The 20,197-nt window shown below is 38.8% G+C and carries 17 protein-coding genes; 4 read left to right on the top strand and 13 right to left on the bottom strand.

Features of this window, described 5'->3' with window-relative positions; translation table 11 throughout:
• Nucleotides 1–50: 50 nt before the first annotated feature.
• A complete protein-coding gene (locus tag C7Y70_RS05345; RefSeq protein ID WP_135473649.1) occupies nucleotides 51–704 on the bottom strand; it encodes a DUF6058 family natural product biosynthesis protein in 654 nt (217 codons plus the stop codon).
• A 168-nt stretch (nucleotides 705–872) separates the two neighbouring features.
• Between C7Y70_RS05345 and dapA the strand changes: the two genes are divergently transcribed.
• Nucleotides 873–1,790, top strand: a complete 918-nt coding sequence (gene dapA / locus C7Y70_RS05340; RefSeq protein WP_135473648.1) for a 4-hydroxy-tetrahydrodipicolinate synthase — start codon at nucleotides 873–875, stop codon at nucleotides 1,788–1,790.
• 51 nt (nucleotides 1,791–1,841) lie between these two features.
• On the opposite strand, the gene C7Y70_RS05335 is transcribed toward dapA, so the two are convergent.
• Both C7Y70_RS05335 and C7Y70_RS05330 read right to left on the bottom strand, forming a co-directional pair.
• Nucleotides 1,842–3,659 (bottom strand): DUF4105 domain-containing protein, encoded by a 1,818-nt coding sequence (locus C7Y70_RS05335; protein ID WP_135473647.1) that lies wholly within the window; start codon nucleotides 3,657–3,659, stop codon nucleotides 1,842–1,844.
• Between the two features lie 41 nt (nucleotides 3,660–3,700).
• Nucleotides 3,701–4,168 (bottom strand): DUF3015 family protein, encoded by a 468-nt coding sequence (locus tag C7Y70_RS05330; protein WP_099297683.1) that lies wholly within the window; start codon nucleotides 4,166–4,168, stop codon nucleotides 3,701–3,703.
• A 270-nt stretch (nucleotides 4,169–4,438) separates the two neighbouring features.
• Here C7Y70_RS05330 and C7Y70_RS05325 point away from each other — a divergent pair, with 270 nt between their 5' ends.
• Nucleotides 4,439–5,740: a DEAD/DEAH box helicase gene (locus C7Y70_RS05325; RefSeq protein ID WP_099297681.1), complete on the top strand. Its 1,302-nt coding sequence runs from the start codon at nucleotides 4,439–4,441 to the stop codon at nucleotides 5,738–5,740.
• 88 nt (nucleotides 5,741–5,828) lie between these two features.
• On the opposite strand, the gene C7Y70_RS05320 is transcribed toward C7Y70_RS05325, so the two are convergent.
• Entirely contained in the window at nucleotides 5,829–7,439 is a 1,611-nt protein-coding gene (locus C7Y70_RS05320; protein WP_135473646.1) for an NAD(P)/FAD-dependent oxidoreductase, read from the bottom strand.
• A 166-nt stretch (nucleotides 7,440–7,605) separates the two neighbouring features.
• On the opposite strand from C7Y70_RS05320, the gene fdxA reads away from it, so the two are divergent.
• Both fdxA and C7Y70_RS05310 read left to right on the top strand, forming a co-directional pair.
• Nucleotides 7,606–7,929: a ferredoxin FdxA gene (fdxA, locus tag C7Y70_RS05315; protein ID WP_099293540.1), complete on the top strand. Its 324-nt coding sequence runs from the start codon at nucleotides 7,606–7,608 to the stop codon at nucleotides 7,927–7,929.
• A gap of 137 nt (nucleotides 7,930–8,066) precedes the next feature.
• Nucleotides 8,067–10,298, top strand: a complete 2,232-nt coding sequence (locus tag C7Y70_RS05310; protein WP_135473645.1) for a carbohydrate binding family 9 domain-containing protein — start codon at nucleotides 8,067–8,069, stop codon at nucleotides 10,296–10,298.
• A 162-nt stretch (nucleotides 10,299–10,460) separates the two neighbouring features.
• Here C7Y70_RS05310 and C7Y70_RS05305 read toward each other — a convergent pair whose 3' ends face one another.
• The 9 genes from C7Y70_RS05305 to C7Y70_RS05265 all read right to left on the bottom strand — a co-directional run bounded on the left by C7Y70_RS05305 (nucleotide 10,461) and on the right by C7Y70_RS05265 (nucleotide 20,116).
• Nucleotides 10,461–11,249: a hypothetical protein gene (locus C7Y70_RS05305; RefSeq protein ID WP_135473644.1), complete on the bottom strand. Its 789-nt coding sequence runs from the start codon at nucleotides 11,247–11,249 to the stop codon at nucleotides 10,461–10,463.
• An 82-nt stretch (nucleotides 11,250–11,331) separates the two neighbouring features.
• Entirely contained in the window at nucleotides 11,332–12,300 is a 969-nt protein-coding gene (locus C7Y70_RS05300; RefSeq protein ID WP_135473643.1) for a Solitary outer membrane autotransporter beta-barrel domain, read from the bottom strand.
• Nucleotides 12,301–12,396: 96 nt separating this feature from the next.
• Complete coding sequence (locus tag C7Y70_RS05295; protein WP_099293536.1) at nucleotides 12,397–13,995, bottom strand: AbgT family transporter; 1,599 nt, start codon at nucleotides 13,993–13,995, stop codon at nucleotides 12,397–12,399.
• Between the two features lie 103 nt (nucleotides 13,996–14,098).
• Nucleotides 14,099–14,398, bottom strand: coding sequence for a hypothetical protein (locus C7Y70_RS05290; RefSeq protein WP_099293535.1), 300 nt, complete (start codon nucleotides 14,396–14,398; stop codon nucleotides 14,099–14,101).
• 8 nt (nucleotides 14,399–14,406) lie between these two features.
• Nucleotides 14,407–14,664 carry a DUF3081 domain-containing protein gene (locus tag C7Y70_RS05285; RefSeq protein WP_135473642.1) on the bottom strand — a complete coding sequence of 86 codons (258 nt, stop codon included), beginning with the start codon at nucleotides 14,662–14,664 and terminating at the stop codon, nucleotides 14,407–14,409.
• Nucleotides 14,665–15,488: 824 nt separating this feature from the next.
• Entirely contained in the window at nucleotides 15,489–16,292 is an 804-nt protein-coding gene (locus tag C7Y70_RS05280) for a DUF1338 domain-containing protein (RefSeq protein WP_099293527.1), read from the bottom strand.
• Nucleotides 16,293–16,329: 37 nt separating this feature from the next.
• Nucleotides 16,330–17,811 carry a succinylglutamate-semialdehyde dehydrogenase gene (gene astD, locus C7Y70_RS05275; protein WP_135473641.1) on the bottom strand — a complete coding sequence of 494 codons (1,482 nt, stop codon included), beginning with the start codon at nucleotides 17,809–17,811 and terminating at the stop codon, nucleotides 16,330–16,332.
• A gap of 16 nt (nucleotides 17,812–17,827) precedes the next feature.
• Nucleotides 17,828–18,862, bottom strand: coding sequence for an arginine N-succinyltransferase (astA, locus tag C7Y70_RS05270; RefSeq protein WP_099293523.1), 1,035 nt, complete (start codon nucleotides 18,860–18,862; stop codon nucleotides 17,828–17,830).
• A gap of 48 nt (nucleotides 18,863–18,910) precedes the next feature.
• Nucleotides 18,911–20,116, bottom strand: a complete 1,206-nt coding sequence (locus C7Y70_RS05265; RefSeq protein ID WP_135473640.1) for an aspartate aminotransferase family protein — start codon at nucleotides 20,114–20,116, stop codon at nucleotides 18,911–18,913.
• Nucleotides 20,117–20,197 lie beyond the last annotated feature (81 nt).

Genomic DNA, 20,197 nt, shown 5'->3' with positions numbered 1-20,197 from the left:
CAAAGGTCAACAGACCCTTAGTTTTTAAGATTTATCTTGTATTAATACAATTACTTAATTGATAAATCATATTTAAGCACAAGCGCTTCAATGTAATGTGTTCTCAACGTGTGCTGTTTTTCATGGTCAGCGCCATGACTCAGTGCACGATTTAGTAACTTTAGAGCTGGGTGAAGTTGAGCTCTCTCATCTTGATTGAGGCTAGCTTTTGTGCGTAGTTCAGTAATGTCATCAACTACGAGCCGGCCAATATCAACAGCGGCTATTTCATCAATTAAACCGTTTTGTGTGAGTACACCATATTTACTGCATAAAAATTGTTGCCATACTTGCTGCAGGTGTTCGTCAATTTCGCTGCCAAATAACTCTTCGTTAAAGACAAACCCTTGCTGCGCAAGCTTATTGAGTGCAGCCATATATTGTTGTGCAAAATAATTAAATGCGTGACTGGATGATTCAATCTTTTGTTTAGCTAACCCCTGACCCCAGTTTACACTGCCGCGTGGGTAGTAGTCGTCATATTCTTCACATTCATACAAACCGGAGTAGGAACTACAACTAAGGGTATTTTTAATGCAGTAGCTTGGTTTAGGGAATAAGCCTGAATCCTGCCATTTTATCAGTGTTTCTTCATCAATGGCTAGCGCTTGGCAGAGTTCTTCGCTGTGATAAAAGTGGGTCGCTAAATATTGTGATAAACGCATAAAGTGGCACTCAGAGTTAAAAAATAAAATATACTGTTTATTTGTACAGTGCATTCTGAACCAGGAGCACATATAACACAAGTTATTTTATAATTTCATTATGCAGAACTCCCAAAATAAACCTATATATGTTACAAATACGGCAAGTTTTTTTAAGAATATATTTTTATGCGCAGCCTAGAACAAATTAAACAAGCAAGTCTTATTACAGCAATTAAAACCCCTTACTTATCAACGGGTGAAATCGACCTTGCGACTTATGATGATTTAGTTGAACAGCAAATTGAAGCAGGTGTTGATGGCATTGTTGTGGGTGGCACGACAGGTGAAGGGCAGTTAATGAACTGGGAAGAGCACCTAATGCTCATTGCGCACAGTGTTAACAAATACTCAGACAAGCTTGTTATCGTAGGTAACACGGGTAGCAATAATACGCGTGAAGCAATTAAAGCCACGCAGTATGGGTTCGCAAGTGGGATGGATGCCTCGTTGCAAATTAATCCTTATTATGGCCGCACTTCTATTGCAGGTGTAAAAGAGCATTTCAAGCGTGTTTTAGCCATTGGCCCTGCCTTTATTTACAACGTTGCTGGACGAACAGGACAAGATTTAACACCTGACATTATTGAACCATTAGCACAACATGAGAACTTTATCGGTGTTAAAGAGTGCGGTGGTAATGAGCGAATTGATCATTATGAACAGCAAGGCATTGCGTGTTGGTCTGGTAATGATGACGAAGCACATGATGCACGCCATACCTACAAAGCACATGGTGTAATTTCAGTTACTTCTAACTTGATCCCCGGGCTGTTTCGTCAGTTAATGGATACAAAAAATGAAGAACTAAACAATTCGTTACAGCCACTAATGAATTGGTTGTTTTGCGAACCAAATCCGATTGCAATAAACACAGCATTAATGATGACAGGCGCTGTTAAGTCAGTATTTAGAATGCCTTACACACCGCTGTGCTCTGCACAACAGGTTGAAGGTAAAACGCTTATAAACCAGCTTAATGAGCAAGATATTGTGGGTCGTTTCGCTGAAAGCCTAGATAAAGATACTGTATTGGTTTTATCTTAAATATTTCAGAACACTACTTTCAGCCCATAATAATATGGGCTGAAAGTAGTGTTATTCCCAATAGTAATTAAGTTTTAATTGCCACACTGATTCATTTGCATATTCAATTGCAAACCTCACATCTAAATCTTGGTTAATTGGTAGTGACACTTCTAAATTTGCAGTTCCAGGCAATTTATTATGAAGGTATGATTGTTCGTATGATGCCCTAAGTTTTATGCCTGAAGTACTGCCAGTGATAATGCCCGTTTCAACCGAAGAATCATAAAAATGACTGTTTAAAGGTAAGTCGCCTACAGTACCGTTGATAAGTACATAAGCTAAAGTGTCGTTATTGAACTGCCATGATTTCCCAACGCCTCCCACAGCAAAAGTACTCTTACATGAACTACACAAAGCTTCTTGACGTTCAAAACCAAGGTTTACTTTCCATGACCACATTGTTTCATTGGCCCAATCAAGTGAATTGGGATTAAAGGATTCTAAATCTAACAAGTGAACTTTATTAACATAAAAGTTGTTGTTACTGATAGCAACTTCAGTATCTAGCATTTCCAAATTAGAAAACGGAATACGGGCAATATCAGATGCTAGAGAGTCAAAGTAACTAAGCCTAAAGCCAACTTTAAAATAGTTATTAGCAGCGCTACGAACGGCTGTAAAAGACGTATTCGATGCCTTTTGTGCTCTATGTGGAGGTTGTTTGGTATATTGATAATTATGGCTATTTTCGCCAATGGGTAATTTTAATCGCGCTTTTATCAATGCTTTTTTTAAATTACGAGTCTGAGTGGGTGTTTGCTTTTGTATTTGTTTAAGCTGTACAAGCTCGAATAAAGCGCCAATGATTGCTTTTTTAGAATGGATAGATAAATTCAAAAAATTGTTACTTGAAAGTATTTCAGGTGAGGAGTATATATTCTCGACAAAAGCGATTTCTTTTGTTGTTAAACCATCTATATGTTTATTAAATACAGTGCTTCTAGAAGGTGTGAATTTGATTTTTTTAACTGCTTTTTCACCACGATATTGTGCCCTTTCTAAACGAGAAAAAATAGTAGCAGGAATAACCCAAGGAGTGCTTGATTTGGTTAGTTGATCACCAATTACTAATTCAATAATTTGCGCAAGGTGAAATGCACAATTTTCATCTGCAAAATAATAATCAAATTCCGTACCTAAAAGCTCCCATAAATGATTAGCAATAAAAGTCACGTCTCGGGGTGTTAGGTTTAGCGTGTACTCCCACAAATCTCTTAATTCTATTTCGCCATAGTTATGCTGATGGCGGTAAAAAAGCTGATCCGAAAAGCCTGCTTTGTAGCCACCAAATAAGCCTTTTGCAATATAAATTAGGCCATTTTCATTTTCAGGCACATGTGCGCCATAATTAATACTGTAATCTAATAGCTGGTTCTTTGTTTGTGTTGAACGGTTGAGTTTAAGTAACAGATGGCCGTATAAAGATGCAGGATTACTCATGTAGCCAGACGCAAATACGAGGCTGACAGAGTGAATTTTTTGGCTATCCCGCCACTTTACCAAATCGGGGCAGTTAACTGTGCTTTGCTTAAGAGCGACACCTTGTTCTTTTAACCACTGATAGCGAGCAGGAAACTGGCACTGTATCGATGGGTCAGTATTAAAAGCATGAAGAGTCGCTTTAAGTTCTGAAAGAGGGTTGCTCTTTCCATCTTTAGCTAAAAAAAACGAACGGTTAGTAATATAGCTATCGCGGTTTGTGTGACTTTTATAGTGGCCTAATTTTAACCAAACTGGGTTGTTAGCTAGTGAATTTGGTGAATTAAAAGCAAAACTAGAGAAAGAGAGAAACAAAAAAAAACTAATAACAGGAATAATTAGATTCATTTTTAAACCGAAGAATAAAGGGCGGTTAAGCCCTTAAATATCTAGATTGCAGCGCATTCAGATGAAAATTTAGTTGAAATGTTACTTTCTACTAATTCATAAAAGGCTTGTGGGTTATCAATAGGTGCATTTGCGAAATCATTGCGTACAGTGCTGATGATTTGCTGGTGAGCAGTTGCTTCACAACCACGAACATTTAACATTGCTGAAATATATTCACCTTCACCTTGAGCAATTTCTTGTTCAAGCACTGGGAAAGTTTGTTGAATAAATTGTGCAGTTTTAACGTTTGCACCTTCACAACTGCCTACTGAAGAGATGTTTGATGAAACGGCGGTTGTACCTAAATCCCAAATAATGTTAGAAATTGCCGCAGCAACACCATTATCTGGAAACACCATTGCGCCAATACCACATTCTTGCCACGGGTTAATGCCACTATTAGCTTGTGATGGCATAGAAATAAATGCAGTTGCTAAAACTGCAGCACCTAAACATCTTTTTATCATTATCAGTTTATCCTTATTTTTAGTGAGGCCTTTTAGAAGGCTGGTGGATAATACACACATGATTCAGTTAAAAGCAATATTAGCTAAGTATAAAAATGTAAAAAAAGGTACGTTGTTAGTGAATGGCTTTTAACCTATTTTGTGCTCTTTACACATCTGATTGTTAAAAAGCGAAGGATAATAGAGAGTTTAAGTTGTTTTAACTAACGGTTGCTTTACTTTTACTGTATAATTTGCGACCCCTTGATATGTGGCCGTAGGTAATACAGCATGAATTTTAAATCTTTTAGTTTTTCTCCTGAACTTATTCAGGCGTTAGATGAACTCAACTATCACACCCTTACGCCCATTCAACGTGGTGCTATTCCTGCCGTACGTAAAGGCAAAGACGTTTTAGCCAGTGCCCAAACCGGGACAGGAAAAACGGCTGCTTTTTCATTGCCAATTATTCAAAAATTATCTGAAGCTGCTCATACCGCAACGAATGCTCCACGTGCTTTAGTGCTTGCGCCTACACGTGAGTTAGCCGAACAAATTGCAAATAATATTAAAGATTTTGCTAAATACACATCACTTAAAACAGTGTGTTTATTTGGTGGCGTAAATATTGCCGGACAAGCCAATGGCTTAAAAGAAGGTGTTGATATCGTTGTTGCAACACCTGGCCGATTACTTGATCATATACGGTTAGGTAATTTGAGCCTGGCACAGGTTGAGCATTTGGTACTTGATGAAGCAGACCGTATGCTTGATATGGGGTTTATCACGGATATGCAGACGGTTATTAATGGCTGTGCACAAGAGCGTCAAATTTTATTGTTTTCAGCTACTTTCCCTGCGGCTATTAAACAGTTTGCGAGTAAAGTGTTAAAGCAGGCTGAAATTGTTCGTGTTGATCAAACAAACAGCACCGCGGCAACGGTTAATCACGTTGTATATCCTGTTGAAGAACGCCGTAAGCAAGAACTATTATCTGAGCTTATTGGTAAGAAAAATTGGCAGCAAGTGCTGGTTTTCGTCAATATGAAAGACACAGCTGATGTACTAGTAAAAGAACTTAACCTTGATGGTATTCCAGCAGCTGTTTGCCATGGTGATAAAACTCAAGGTAATCGACGCCGCGCACTTCGTGACTTTAAAGAAGGTAAAGTACGTGTTTTAGTTGCAACAGAAGTAGCTGCTCGTGGTATAGATATTGACGGTCTTCCTCGCGTAATTAATATTGATCTGCCTTGGCTTGCTGAGGATTATGTTCACCGCATAGGTAGAACGGGTCGTGCGGGCAATCATGGTGAAGCAATCTCATTTGTTAGCCGTGAAGAAGAAAATATGTTGTTCGAAATCGAAACATTGATTGGTCAAAAGATAAAACGTGAATATTTACAAGGCTATGAAGTAAGTAACCGCGATGTACTAATCGATAAAATTGGCAAGAAACCGTCGCATTTACGTCGAAGCCATACTAATAAACCTTCAGGGCAAGCAACGGGTGAAGCGAGAGCTAAAAACCGCTCACGTATCTCAGGTGTTCGAAAATCGCTTAAAGGTGCAAAGCTAGCACTTAAAAAATAGCTTTTAATGAAAGTTTAGAGCAATAAAAAAGCCTGATAAATCAGGCTTTTTTATTGCTCTAAATTGACTCAAGGCTATGGGTTTTAGTTTAGCTATGCTTTTCAAGCATCGATAATGCAAGTGCCTCGGCTGCTTTGATGCCATCAATGCCCGCCGATAGAATACCACCCGCATAACCTGCACCTTCACCAGCAGGATACAAACCTTGGGTATTAATACTCTGCATCGTTTTATCGCGCTTGATACAAATAGGTGAAGAGGTTCGTGTTTCAACACCGGTTAACAGACCATTATTAGTAGAAAACCCACGAATTTGTTTATTAAACGCGGGGATAGCTTCTCTAATTGCTTCAATGGCAAATTTAGGCAAAACGTTTCCTAAATCAGTCAGTTTAATACCGGGAGTATAAGATGGTTTTACATCACCTAAATCACTAGAGTCTTTCCCTTTTAAGAAATCGCCAATTAACTGAGCTGGTGCATCGTAGTTACTTCCACCAAGTTCATAAGCTTGCTCTTCTAATTTACGCTGCAAATCTATGCCTGCAAGTGGATGACCTGGGAAATCTTTTTCAGGCGAAATTCCAACAACAATTGCGCTGTTTGCATTTCGTTCATTACGCGAGTATTGACTCATACCATTGGTTACAACGCGGCCTTCTTCTGAGGTTGCAGCAACCACAGTACCACCTGGGCACATACAAAAACTATAAACAGTGCGTCCATTATCACAGTGATGAACAAGTTTATAATCAGCTGCGCCTAGGATTGGGTTTCCGGCATTGTCACCAAAACGGCATTCGTCAATCATTGACTGCTTATGTTCGATTCTAAAACCGACAGAAAAAGGCTTGGCTTCAACATAAATACCTTTGTCATGGACCATCTTAAATGTATCACGCGCACTGTGACCCACAGCAAGTACAACATGCTGGGTGTCAATTTGTTCACCCGAAGAGAGTTTTAAACCTTTAACTTGGCCTTCATCGAGTAAGATATCGTCAACGCGAGTGCTAAAACGTATCTCACCGCCAAGCTCTTCAATCCGGGCACGCATTTTTTCAATCATGGTAACTAATTTAAAGGTTCCGATATGGGGTTTACTGACATACATGATTTCTTCAGGTGCACCTGCTTCAACAAACTCAGTAATAACCTTACGACCATAATGCTTAGGGTCTTTAACTTGGCTGTATAATTTACCATCAGAGAAGGTACCTGCACCACCTTCACCAAATTGAACATTTGATTCTGTGTTTAAGGTACGTTTACGCCAAAAACCAAACGTGTCTTTTGTTCGCTCACGTACTTCCTTGCCTCGCTCTAAAATGATGGGTTTAAAGCCCATTTGTGCTAGTACTAATCCAGCGAATAAACCACATGGGCCAAAACCAATGACCACAGGTCTTTGGTTCAAATTTGCAGGCGCTTGAGCAACAAATTTGTAGCGTGTATCAGGGGCTGGTTTTACATGTTGGTCTTTGCTGAATTTTTCAAGTAGTGCAGCTTCATTTTCAACATCAACATCAAGTGTGTATATAAGTAAAATAGCGGTTTTTTTTCTTGCATCATAACCACGTTTAAATACATTAAAGCTATTTAACTGCGCCTTTTCTATGCCTAGTTTGGTTAAAATTGCTTGTTGTAGGGCATTTTCGTCATGATCAAGCGGTAGCTTTATTTCGGTTAAACGTATCATATTTAATCTCTGTTAGGTGTCTTAGCAATAACTCTTCAGCTATGCTCACAATATTCGGGTATTTTACGTTAATTTAAGCGCTGATGGCAGTGATTATTTATTGTATTTTTGCTGTGGTTGGGTATGATCTTGCGCTTATATTTTATTAACCTTGAGCACACTGATTATGGCATTTGTAGTCACAGAAAATTGTATAAAGTGTAAATACACTGACTGTGTGGCTGTGTGTCCCGCTGATGCTTTTTATGAAGGCCCTAACTTTCTGGCTATAAGCCCAATCGATTGTATTGATTGTGGTTTATGTGTACCTGAATGCCCAGCAGAGGCAATATATCAGGAAGATGAACTACCGAAAGAGCAAAAAGAATTTACTGAGTTAAATGCTGAGCTTGCCCTTATTTGGCCACGTATTACTGAGGTGAAATCAGCTCCGAGTGATGCTGACGATTGGAACGGTGTCCAAAACAAGCTTAAACTTATTGAAACATAGACTTTTTAAAATACATCTGCGAATTTATTATTATATTTAACATTTTACTCATAAAAATGTTAACAAATGTACCTCGCTCAATTACAATCCACGCGTAAAGTTACTTATTCTGAGTAATCGAATCTAAATGGATGTTTATGCAGTACTATAATCAAATAATAAAAACTCTTCTGATCATCTGCGTGTTGATTTTTAGCGCGGATTCAATAGCCCAGAAACAGCACTTCACTTTAGCCCACATTGAACAGTCGATAGATCTAGATGGTAAACTTGATGAGCCACATTGGCAAAATGCCACTTTGATCCCATTAATTTATCAAAACGAACCGAACGAAAAAGGGGTTCCCCCAGTTAAAACTGATGCGTATTTATATGAGGATGGACAATATTTATATGTTGCGTTTATGGCTTATGACGAAAACCCAGAAAATATTAGAGCAGCATTACGTGATCGAGATACGCTATGGGCAGATGATAATGTTGCCTTAATGATAGATACCTTCAATGATGAAAGAACAGGGTATGAGTTTTATGTTAACCCATTAGGTGCGCAGGGAGATATGCGCATGACGGACACCGATGGCTGGAGTGAAGACCCATCTTGGAATGCGATTTGGGATAGTGCAGGGCAAGTAACCGATGAGGGCTATGTAGTTGAAATGCGTATTCCTTTTACAGCATTGAGATTCCCAACAAACAAAGCTGATATGACTTGGAGCATCGCGCTATGGAGAAACTACCCACGAGAGGTGCTTTACCAGTTATCGAATGTGGGGTTTGATCGCGATGTAAAATGTAGTTTTTGTCAGTTTGACAAAATCACCGGTTTTAAGGCCATGGAGCCGAGCAAAAATATCCAATTAACACCAACAGTTACAGCTCTTAGACATGATGTGAAAGACACTGTACCTGGGGATTGGAATAATGGTGATATTGATACCGAAGCTGGATTAGATTTAAGATGGGGTATCAGCCAAGACGCCGTTATCAATGCAACAATTAATCCTGACTTTTCACAAGTAGAAGCTGATAGTTTAGAGCTTGATGTCAATACCACTTATTCAATCTATTATGCCGAAAAACGTCCATTTTTTCTTGATGGTGCGTCATATTTTAAAAGTAGTTTATTCGAGCTACTTTATACCCGTACTATTGCACAGCCTAAAATCGGAGCAAAAATAACGGGTAAGTCAGAAGCTCATAGTTATGCATTTATGTATGCGGATGATGAAAATACCAGTATTTTATTACCTACTAATCAGGGCTCTGGCTTTGCAAATTTAGCGGAAAAATCAAAATCTGCCGTAGGTCGTTATCAATATGATATAGGTGATAAAGGCACAATAGGTTTTACAACAACGCATCGTGAAGCTGATAATTATAAAAATAGTGTGGTTTCGCTTGATGGTAGTTATTGGTTTAATCAAACCGACAGCATACTTTATCAAATAGCCAGCTCTGACAGCCAAAACTCGAAATACCTCGTTGATTTCTATGGATTAGAAGACGAGCAGTCTGATCAAGCGTATAAAGTAGAGTTTACCCGTGAGAAGCGTGATTATAAATTATTTGCAAGTTATGAAGATATTGGCGAAGACTACCGCACTGATTTAGGCTATCAAGCAAAAGTTGATTATAAGAAAGCATTAGTAGGTGGTGGGCAATCATGGTACTTGGATGCGAATAATCTAGTGACGGAATACTCATATAACTTAGATTGGGATAAAACGTGGGCGCAAGACGGCACTTTACTAGAAGAAGAATATGAAGGGTATATTTACTTAAAAGGTCAAATGCAATCATTCTTAGAGTTTGGCTTTATCCACCGTAAAGAAAATTACTATGATAATTTATATAACCAAAACATTGGCTATATTTGGGGCGGGTTTAAACCAACTAAAGACATAACGCTTAACTTATACAGTGAATTCGGTAGTAAAATTGATTACACAAACGAGCAATTAGGTGATCAATTTATTATTGAGCCTGAAATGACGTGGGATATAAATGACCACTGGCAGGTGCAAGTTGAACATAGCTATAATCGCCTAGATAATCCTCAGGGTGAGAATGTATTTACTGCAAACTTAACTGATCTGCGAGTATATTATAAATTTAATATGCGCTCTATGCTCAAACTGATTTTACAGTTTGAAGATATAGATAGAAACCAAGATGCGTATTACTATGGCGTAAGCCAATTAAATAAAGAGTATGGAAGCCAACTTGTGTATTCGTATAAGATTAATGCGCAGACCTTATTTTTCCTCGGCTATTCTGATAAAGGTTTCCAAAATGATGGGTTAAAAAATCTAGAAAGAGACCAGCGCACATTCTTTACAAAGTTAAGCTATGCATGGCAGCTTTAGTTAACCTGAACTCTGGTTAAGAGATGTACTAATGTATTGATATTAAATCACAAATATATTTATTAGCCGCTGGAGATAGATTTATTATCTAGAGTTCAGGTTAGTTATAAATAAAGCAAATAAAAACGAGCCCTTTAGGCTCGTTTTTATTAATTGAAGTTCTTATAAATTCCTAAAGTAAGCCTCCACAAACTGAATCTGATTTGGCTCTTTTGGGGCTGTTTTGAAGTTAATTGTATTTTGAGTGTGACGAAGTTTCAGCTCGTCGCTAAAGGTACAATCAACAGATTTGAATGGTTTTATTTTTGCTTTAAATAATGCAGAGTTTTGACATTGCTTTACTAATACATTTGCCACCTGAGCACAATAGGCGCCTACAGCATAGGTTTGCAAGGTGCTATTATCCAACTCATGCCAGTTAACCTTCGTTTTAATATTTTGGCCACAGTGCGAAGCTAGTGCTTTATCGGCATCAGTTAAAGCCGATGCGAGGTTTTCAATTGCTCGTTCTCTATTAAATAATGCAAACTTAGATTGAACACCTTTTTCTAATTGCATTTTGTATTGAGCGTATATGTCTTCACTGATCGCTTTATTACGTTTGTCTTTTAATTCAGATAAATAGATAGCTTTATTGGTATCTGGTAAATATAACGAATAACTACAACAGCTGTAACCTTGCTCACGGGTAACCAACGCACGCTGCTGTCCATCGTAGGTGTATTTATACGCTTGAATACTACCATGTGGGAGTAGATCAGTTAAAAACACCACTTCATCAATGGGGTGGTTTACGCCAATAACTTTGACCAAAGCCTGTGTTTTATCGGCATTTTCGACAATCGTCACTTGTTCACCAAGCGGCGATTCTAACACTATGGGGTACTTTTGTAGCTCGAGGGCAAATGCGTTTGAGCTAAAAAGGCATAAAAGAAAAAGTACATTTTTCATTAGTAAAGTCCATTTTATTAATAATATTTATCTGCACAGTGTAACAACCCTTATTTGCAATATGAATACAATTAGCTATTTTTTAAATTTCATTGAAATAAATCACGATGGTGCCACCATTTAACGCACTGCCATTGTGTATGTTCACGCCAACGCCAACATCATCAAACCAGTCAGTCCAATTGGATACATCCCATAAAAAACCAAAACCAAATTCGTAGAAATGATTCGTACCAAGCGGTGCAATGGCATCAGCACCTAAATCAACTCGTTGTGCTTTAACATAAAATGACTGTGTTAAATCAAAAAAAGAAAACATATTAAAATTTGCTTTTATAGCGTTATTTATTTGCCAGCTTTCTGGATTGATAGATTTAAGTGATTGAGGTTGTGAAAGTGCCCAACCATAATAGTATTCAAATTTTAGTTTGTATTCGTAATGACCCCAGTTTCTAGGGTGCTTATAAACGAATGAGGCGCTGGGGTTGATAATAAGAGCACGACTGCTGATATTACTGTAAATTCCATCAGTAATCGGTTTTAGTTGCTGCTTGCTTTGCCGACTGTTATACACGTAATCATTTGTGTAATGCATTAAATGGGCATTAATACGTGTTCTATAAAGCCAATTACTACTGATTGGCTTTTCAATACTGGCACCCAAACTTACACTCAACATTTTCTCTGTACTCAGATCGGATTGCTCATTATCAAATATGTCAACATTGTGCTTTTGCTCTAAATAATTCACTTTAGTACGAAAGGTACTTTTATAGCCACTGATTGGATCGTTGAGATTAAAGTCAAAAGGGAGGCTATATAAGGTTAGCTGATGCCTTAAGGCTAAAGCTTCATCTACATCTAGGTTATTTTGATGTGGGTCGATGAGTATATTTGGATCAAAATTACCATACCCTAACGAGATACTTTCACCGTTAGTTAAAATAAGAGAGCTTGCAAAGGCTGATTCAAGATCTTTTTTTGCGTTTGCAAATGTGTTTGATGATAACAGCGAAAATATACATAGCGTTATTAATAAATACGAAGGCATACTAAAATTAATAAGGTTTGAATAAAGTAAGTGTAATAGGTTTATTGTTTTAAACAATAAAGAATACCAGCCTAAGCTGGTATTCTTTCACTGGTATTAAGGCGTGTAATAAATAGGAGAGCCAGGGCCAACGGGTAACCCTAAAACAAAGACCCATAAATAAAACAGTACAACCCAACCAACAAAGAAGAACATGCTATAAGGCAGCATTGTGGCAACAAGTGTACCAATACCCATGTCCTTTTTATATTTAGTTGCAACAGCGAGGATGAGGCCAAAGTAACTCATCATAGGCGTAATTAAGTTAGTTACCGAGTCTCCAATTCTGTATGCCGCTTGAATTGTTTCTGGCGCGTAACCGATCAACATTAGCATTGGAACAAATATAGGTGCGGTAACAGCCCACTGAGCAGAGGAAGAGCCTAGGCTCAAGTTGACAAGCGCGCACATGAAAATAAACAATACAAACACCTCAGGGCCAGTCAAATTAAGTGCTTGAAGTAGCGCTGCGCCATTAATTGCCAAAATAGTACCTAGATTTGTCCATTTGAAGAATGCAACAAACTGCGCAGCAAAGAATACAAGCACAATGTACATACCCATTGAACTCATGCTCTTACTCATAGCATCAATGACATCTTTATCGTTCTTCATGGTACCGACCACACGACCATAAACAAAACCTGGGATACCAAACGTAACGAATATAAAGACCACAATGCCTTTTAAAAACGGAGAGTGCGCAACAAGGCCCGTCTCTGGGTTACGTAAAATGCCATCAGCCGGTACTATAGTCCACGCCAATAAAAGAGAAACTAAAAGTAAAGAGACCCCAGCCCACTTCAAGCCTGTTTTTTCTAATGCAGTTAATCCTTCTATATTGTTATCAGCTAAATCGGCGCTGGCGTCATCAGGGTTATATTTTCCTAGACGTGGTTCGACAATTTTTTCAGTAACAAAGGTGCCTAAAAGCGCAATAAGCAATACCGATATCATCATAAAATACCAGTTGGCCTCAGCGCCTACTTGATATGTAGGGTCAATCATTTGTGCGGCTGGAGTGGTAATACCGGCAAGAAGTGGATCGATAGTTCCGAGTAATAAGTTTGCACTGTAACCACCCGATACACCAGCAAACGCGGCAGCTAAGCCAGCAAGAGGGTGGCGGCCTAGGCTATGGAAAATCATTGCGGCTAGTGGTATTAATACAACATAGCCAAGCTCAGATGCTGTATTTGACAATATGGCAGCAAAGACCACCATAAATGTAACTAATCGCTTAGAGGCGCCCATCACCATGCCACGCATTGCTGCAGATAAAAGGCCTGAATGTTCAGCAACACTCACGCCAAGTAATGCAACGAGTACGGTGCCCAGTGGAGCAAAACTTGTAAAGTTAGTCACTAAACCTGTGACGATACGCTGCAGACCTTCGGCGCTTAATAAACTTACAACCTCAATAACCCCATCAGGATCGCGCCCTGCAGAACCAACCGGACGAGGGTCTATAGCGCTTAAGCCAAACCAATCGGCTATACCGCTGAAGACGATGATCGCCACACAAAACATCGCAAATAAAGTGATAGGGTGGGGCAACATATTCCCCAAAAACTCAACAGTAGATAAAAATCGGTTAAATAAGCCCGATTCTTTTTTTGTTTCCGTTGAGTTTGCAGTGTCAACTGCTTTAGACATAGCAAATTACTCAAAATTATAAAAATTGCCGCAATTTACCATTTTTAGGCTGAGGTATCACCTATAAACGATGGCTTACTTGTTAGGTACGTTGAATGTGTATTTAATTGACCACACCTTTAAATAAAAGAGGGTAGCGCCTTAACCTATTGCCTATATAATCGTCAGCCAATATTTGTTCACAAATCTGGTTAACATCATTACTTGCTTCAAATACCCAGTCAAACCGTTCTATAGCTAATAAAAAACCACGTTTTAAAAATTGTTGTTGCCTGTACTCATCAAGATTATTGCGAATAATGCTGAGCTTACTAGGATCAGCTTTTAAGTTATCAACAACTTGATTGATAAAAAGGGAATGTCTGCGCGATGTTGGACGTTGTCTTCGCTGTACTCTAGGCACTTTACCTCCTAAACATTTGCCAGTATGTTTGATAGCTTTTTGAGAAAGTCATCTTTGTGTTTATCGTGCTCATAATCTAGGTGATATGTGTTATGAAAACCAAAGCGCAATAGCACGCCACTGCCTTTAAGATAAATAGTATACCCATCAATATCAGAATAAGCAGTTAACCCCATGTAAAGCTTACCTTCTTGCGTATTCTCGCCGTGTTGAATGATTTGCTCATAAACAGCTAAAATTTGTTTACCTTCAATTTCGTTTTTCATGATTCCTCCTTTTTTATTAATACGTTGAAAACGTCGCTTTGGTTTAATATTAGCTAATCTATAGTATATAAAATAAACCTACTTATGATTTAGATGTTTAATGGGGATAAAAATATCAAGTGCTAGTTTTTAAGCAAAAATGTCAGTAAACCCTATTAATTGATAAAGCATATTACTCACAACGTGATTTAGGTTTTGTTTCAAGTGAATCGCGCAAAGCATTTTCAGATATGAACCGCACTATTTTCAGCCAACTTTATCAACTGAACTCTATATAGCAATACATGAACAAAATGTGCACAAAACATACTGCTGTTTTAATTATAATTGATTACAGAAATACTGGTGTGTTTTGTGACTTACTTGGGAGCTATAAGGTCACTCTAAAGATCTGTTTCATGCAGTTGAGTCGCCATTAACCGAACTTGCAAATATAATAGAAGTGCTGCCATGGGGCTTATTAGCTGCTGATATTATAAAGGGCTGGTTTATAATTTTTTTGGGTTGCAACGCAGCTTAGTATGAGAGAACAACTGCATTTGCTGTTAGTCGATAAAATATCGATTGATGATTTTAGGTTAATCTCTTAACCATCTGATTTTTATGTAAAAGACTATCTTAATTAGTGCCACCCTATTTAAGGCTTACGGGGCATGACTGAGTTTTGGCTGTTCTATTGGTGAGTTATCTTTTAAGTGATTGAAAATAACTATATCCCTTTATTCTTATAACTGTTATTTAACCCAACGTTTTAAAATTGATTTATGCATAAAAAACCTCACTAAATTAGTGAGGTTTCTTTATGTCGCTATTTATGTGCTGTATTAACGTGCGTTCGTGCTTTCAAATATCTTATCTGCCGAAGCTGCAACGAAACCAGTATAGAGCTCACCATCTGGTTTGTTATAACGAAGGGCAAACTCATAAAAACAGCTTGGTACACTCATTTTTGTGTCACTAAACTGAACTGCAAAGTCATCAGCTAGTGTTGATGATTGTTCAAGTAATACCTCAGGAGAGCCTTTTACTTCGCCACCAGAAGTATTTAATGCAAATCCAGCATCTTTAAGTGCTGTATTTACGGCTTCAATATTATCAAACTGGGCAAGTTCATTAATGCTAACTGTAAAATGGTTTGCACGGTAACCCCAGGCAGACATCCATGCAGCGTATTCACTTTCTGCAAGTAGTTTTTTATAGGTATCAGAGGTTACTTGCCAGTGTGTACCTGAATATAAGAAGTTCTCAGCCGTGACAGCACTTTCATCAATGCTGTTAACCATGTCACTCACGATAGCCTGTAGCTCTGGTGAGCATTTTTCTACTAGCAACTCAGAAATAAACACTTTTGGCTGGGTCGTATCTGGATGCTCATAATGTTTTGCATAAAGTTTTTTAGCTTCAAAATGGTACTCGCCACATTCTTTATATCCTAACGCTAAAAAATGAGCTGCTAATTTTTCAAGGCCAATTTTTTCATGGTTAAAAGTGCGCAGTGCAATGTGATCATTTAGGATGTCATCTTTTTGAGTCGAGCCAAGTAACTCATGAACTTTTACGGCTGATGGAGTAACAGCTAAATAGTTTTGCCATAAGTTTTCAAATAATGTATTTACGTTTGTGTGCATTATAATTCCTTAATTTTTTGAGTATAGCGTCTGCTAATTATTCGATGATTAAGCCCGGCGCAAGGGTCGAAGGTAAATTAACCTGTTCAGCTTCCACGGATGCAACAGGGTATGCGCAATAATCAGCTGCATAATATGCGCTTGCTCTGTGGTTACCACTTGCACCTATACCACCAAAAGGCGCAGCACTTGAAGCGCCAGTGATAGGTCGGTTCCAGTTAACAATACCGGCACGAATACGTTTTAAAAAGTGTTGATAGTCAGCGTGTGAATCGCTTAATAAGCCTGCAGATAAGCCAAATGAGGTGTTGTTTGCTTTTGCTATCGCAGTATCAAAATCGTCATAGCGATATACTTTTATCAGTGGGCCAAAGTGCTCTTCGTCTGGTATATTGCTAATGTCGGTGACATCAATAATACCTGGGCTTACAAATCCAGTGCCTGCTTTCAAGTGTGTTAATTCAACTAATGAGTTTGCACCTAAATCAATTAAAGCTTGTTGTGCTGAAACCATGCCTAAAGCAGCTTGCTCGCTGATCATTGCGCCCATAAATGGTTGAGGCTCAGCAAAACTTTCATCGACAACAATGTCCTTCGTTGCGCTAATAAGCTTAGCTAAAATAGCATCACCATTTGATCCATTTTCAATGAATAGCCTGCGTGCACAAGTACATCGTTGACCCGACGTTATAAAACCTGACTGGATAATATCGTGAACAGCTGCATTTACATCAGCAACATCTTTGACGATTAATGGGTTATTCCCCCCCATTTCAAGTGCAAGAATTTTCCCCGGATGGCCTGCAAACTGCTTATGCAATAGATGCCCGGTGTTTGAGCTACCGGTGAAGAATAACCCATCAATATCTTGATGACTGGCAAGTGCTTTACCTGTTTCGACTTCACCTTGAACCAAATTAATTACGCCAGCAGGTAAGCCCGCTTTCAGCCACAATTCAAGTGTAAATTGTGCAACATAAGGAGTCAGTTCAGAAGGCTTAAACACCACCGTATTACCCGCTAAAATTGCTGGTACAATATGGCCATTAGGTAAGTGGCCAGGGAAGTTGTACGGGCCAAATATTGCCACAACACCATGAGGTTTATGGCGAATGAAGGCTTTAGCACCTGGCATGGGGTTTTCAGTGGTGCCCGTACGTTCGTTATAGGCTTTAACTGAAATAGCCACCTTACCCGTCATAGCACCCACTTCAGTGCGTGTTTCCCAAATGGGCTTGCCTGTTTCTTTTGCAATAATGGTGGCGAATTCTTCACTGTGTTTTTTTAACAAAGAGGCAAAATTTTCAAGTATGCTAATGCGTTCAGCAAGCGGCGTATCAGCCCAATTAACCTGAGCGTCACGTGCAGCTTTAATTGCGTTGTCAACTTGCTCTGGCGTTGCGCTTAAGCCTTGCCATAGTACTTCACCATTACTTGGGTTTATTGAGCTGAAGCTATGACCTAGACCTATTTGCCATTGGTTGTTTATCAGTTGATTGTTTTGTGATTCAAGACTCATAGAATTCCTACTTTGTTTACAGGCGAAAAAATCTCGCCGCGTCGCCTTGTTTTAGTTCAAGGGCGTGTGCAACGTCTTTACTTACGATTAATGTATGCTTAGCATGATTATAATGCGCATGTTTGGTAAACGTGGCTCTAAAATCTGCTACTCCTTGATTGCAAATTGCCAACGTATCAGAGCTTTGTTCATCTACATAATCAAGCTCGCCGATAGAAATTGGACATACAATTGAATCCCTTACACTGCGAATATTACCAAGCTTTGCTTCTACCGTAGGGCCTGCATCAAACAGGTCGACGTAACCTCTGTGTTCAAACCCTTCTTTTTCTAGTAATTTAAGTGCAGGTTTAGTTTTATCATGCACTTTACCAATCACGTCTTGCGCTTTTTTGCTGAGTAAATTCGCATAGATAGGGTATTTAGGCATTAGTTCGCTGATAAAAACCTTATCCCCTAAACCAACTAAATGATCTGCTTGTGGAAATTCGATACTAAAAAAATGCTCTTCTAACCACTGCCAAAATGGAGAATGGCCGTTTTCATCGCTCACCCCACGCATTTCGGCGATAATTGTGTCAGCAAAGCGTTCACTGTGCTGTGCCATAAATAGAAAACGTGAACGAGATAAGAAACGTCCAGCTAGCCCTTTACGACTATCTTCACGTAAGAATAACGTACAGATTTCAGAGCAACCGGTGTAGTCATTACACATACTCAGGATATCGACTGTGTTATAGACTTTTAAAGTAGGTGAGTGATGGACTGTTTTACCTAAATGGTAATGATACAGAGGAACATTAAGACCCACAGCAGCTTCAATAGCTGTTGTACCAATGACCTCTCCAGTGTTGGTGTCCTCAAGGACAAACAAATAGCTCTCATCAAGCGGTTGGCTAATGTCTTTAGAAAAGCTACTTTCTGCGCGGGCAATTTTTTCAAGTAACAATGTATCGTCAACGGGTAGCGATGTGAAACCATGACCAGATTCAATAGCGATTTGTTTTAACGCTTCAAAATCAGTGTTCTTGATAGGGCGTAATACATGCATTTATTAAAGCTCCATTAGCGCTCTTTAAATAAAGAGCGCTAAATTAAATTAACCGTTTACTACATCAGCTACGGCTTTTTCAAAACGCGAAAGGCCTTCTTTTATATCCTCAAGCGGTATTACTAATGAGGGTGTGAAGCGGATTACATTTGTGCCTGCTACTAAACTCATAAGCCCTTGTTCAGTACTTGCTATTAAAAAGTCACGAGCGCGCCCTTCAAACTTACTGTTAAGAACAGCGCCTAATAAAAGTCCTTTACCGCGAATTTCACTAAACACATCATACTTTTCGTTAATTGCAGCAAAACCGTCACGGAATAATTGTTCACGCTCTTTAACGCCTGCCAAAACGTCTGGATTATTTATTGTATCAAATGCAGCTTCAGCAACGGCGCATGCCAAAGGATTGCCACCGTATGTTGAACCATGAGTACCTATTTTAAGGTGAGCTGCAATTTCTGTTGTGGTTATCATGGCACCAATTGGAAAACCACCGCCGAGTGCTTTTGCTGTTGTTAAAATATCGGGTGTAACACCTAAATCTTGATAAGCGTATAGAGAGCCCGTACGACCTACGCCTGTTTGTACTTCATCAAATATTAGTAATGCGTTGTGTTTATCACACAGGGCACGGACGCCTTTGATAAACTCATTAGTTGGGGAAATAATACCGCCTTCACCTTGCAGAGGCTCCATCATTACAGCACAGGTTTTATCACTAATTAGCTGTTCAAAAGCAGCAAGGTCATTATAGTCACAATGATCGATAGCCGCAGGTTTAGGGCCAAAGCCATCTGAATAGGCAACCTGACCACCTACAGTCACTGTAAAGAAAGTGCGACCATGGAAACCTTTGTTAAAAGCAATAATTTGTGTTTTGTCTTCACCGTGAACATCCAGTGCAAAACGACGAGCAAGTTTAAGAGCTGCTTCATTTGCTTCTGCGCCAGAGTTAGCAAAATAGACTTTATCAGCAAATGTTGCATCAGTAATTTTTTTTGCTAAACGTAAAGCTGGCTCATTGGTCATTACATTTGATAAGTGCCAAATTTTATCGCCTTGTTCTTTAAGCGCATTAACAAGTGCAGGGTGGCAATGCCCGAGACAGTTAACCGCAATTCCACCTGCAAAATCGATAAACTCTTTTCCTGTTTGGTCCCAAACACGAGAGCCTTCTCCACGCACAGGAATTACTGAAGAAGGGTTATAATTTGGAACCATGACATCGTTGAATAAATCTCGAGAAACTTGCATTTGACGCACCTTAAATAGCGAATAAGAAAATAAATAAACGTGTAACTAACTATCTTTTAACTGCTATAAGCAGTATTTCAT

It is taken from the genome of Pseudoalteromonas sp. KS88 (assembly GCF_004766475.1).
Classification (GTDB): Bacteria; Pseudomonadota; Gammaproteobacteria; order Enterobacterales; family Alteromonadaceae; genus Pseudoalteromonas.
The sequence above is the reverse complement of the archived record's forward strand: the minus strand, read 5'-3'. Positions and strand labels throughout refer to the sequence as shown.

Bases quoted from the DNA above. Each gene is read 5' to 3' on its own strand.
- C7Y70_RS05345 (WP_135473649.1), bottom strand. From the start codon at position 704: ATGCGTTTATCACAATATTTAGCGACCCACTTTTATCACAGCGAAGAA.
- dapA (WP_135473648.1), top strand. From the start codon at position 873: ATGCGCAGCCTAGAACAAATTAAACAAGCAAGTCTTATTACAGCAATT.
- C7Y70_RS05335 (WP_135473647.1), bottom strand. From the start codon at position 3,659: ATGAATCTAATTATTCCTGTTATTAGTTTTTTTTTGTTTCTCTCTTTC.
- C7Y70_RS05330 (WP_099297683.1), bottom strand. From the start codon at position 4,168: ATGATAAAAAGATGTTTAGGTGCTGCAGTTTTAGCAACTGCATTTATT.
- C7Y70_RS05325 (WP_099297681.1), top strand. From the start codon at position 4,439: ATGAATTTTAAATCTTTTAGTTTTTCTCCTGAACTTATTCAGGCGTTA.
- C7Y70_RS05320 (WP_135473646.1), bottom strand. From the start codon at position 7,439: ATGATACGTTTAACCGAAATAAAGCTACCGCTTGATCATGACGAAAAT.
- fdxA (WP_099293540.1), top strand. From the start codon at position 7,606: ATGGCATTTGTAGTCACAGAAAATTGTATAAAGTGTAAATACACTGAC.
- C7Y70_RS05310 (WP_135473645.1), top strand. From the start codon at position 8,067: ATGCAGTACTATAATCAAATAATAAAAACTCTTCTGATCATCTGCGTG.
- C7Y70_RS05305 (WP_135473644.1), bottom strand. From the start codon at position 11,249: ATGAAAAATGTACTTTTTCTTTTATGCCTTTTTAGCTCAAACGCATTT.
- C7Y70_RS05300 (WP_135473643.1), bottom strand. From the start codon at position 12,300: ATGCCTTCGTATTTATTAATAACGCTATGTATATTTTCGCTGTTATCA.
- C7Y70_RS05295 (WP_099293536.1), bottom strand. From the start codon at position 13,995: ATGTCTAAAGCAGTTGACACTGCAAACTCAACGGAAACAAAAAAAGAA.
- C7Y70_RS05285 (WP_135473642.1), bottom strand. From the start codon at position 14,664: ATGAAAAACGAAATTGAAGGTAAACAAATTTTAGCTGTTTATGAGCAA.
- C7Y70_RS05280 (WP_099293527.1), bottom strand. From the start codon at position 16,292: ATGCACACAAACGTAAATACATTATTTGAAAACTTATGGCAAAACTAT.
- astD (WP_135473641.1), bottom strand. From the start codon at position 17,811: ATGAGTCTTGAATCACAAAACAATCAACTGATAAACAACCAATGGCAA.
- astA (WP_099293523.1), bottom strand. From the start codon at position 18,862: ATGCATGTATTACGCCCTATCAAGAACACTGATTTTGAAGCGTTAAAA.
- C7Y70_RS05265 (WP_135473640.1), bottom strand. From the start codon at position 20,116: ATGCAAGTTTCTCGAGATTTATTCAACGATGTCATGGTTCCAAATTAT.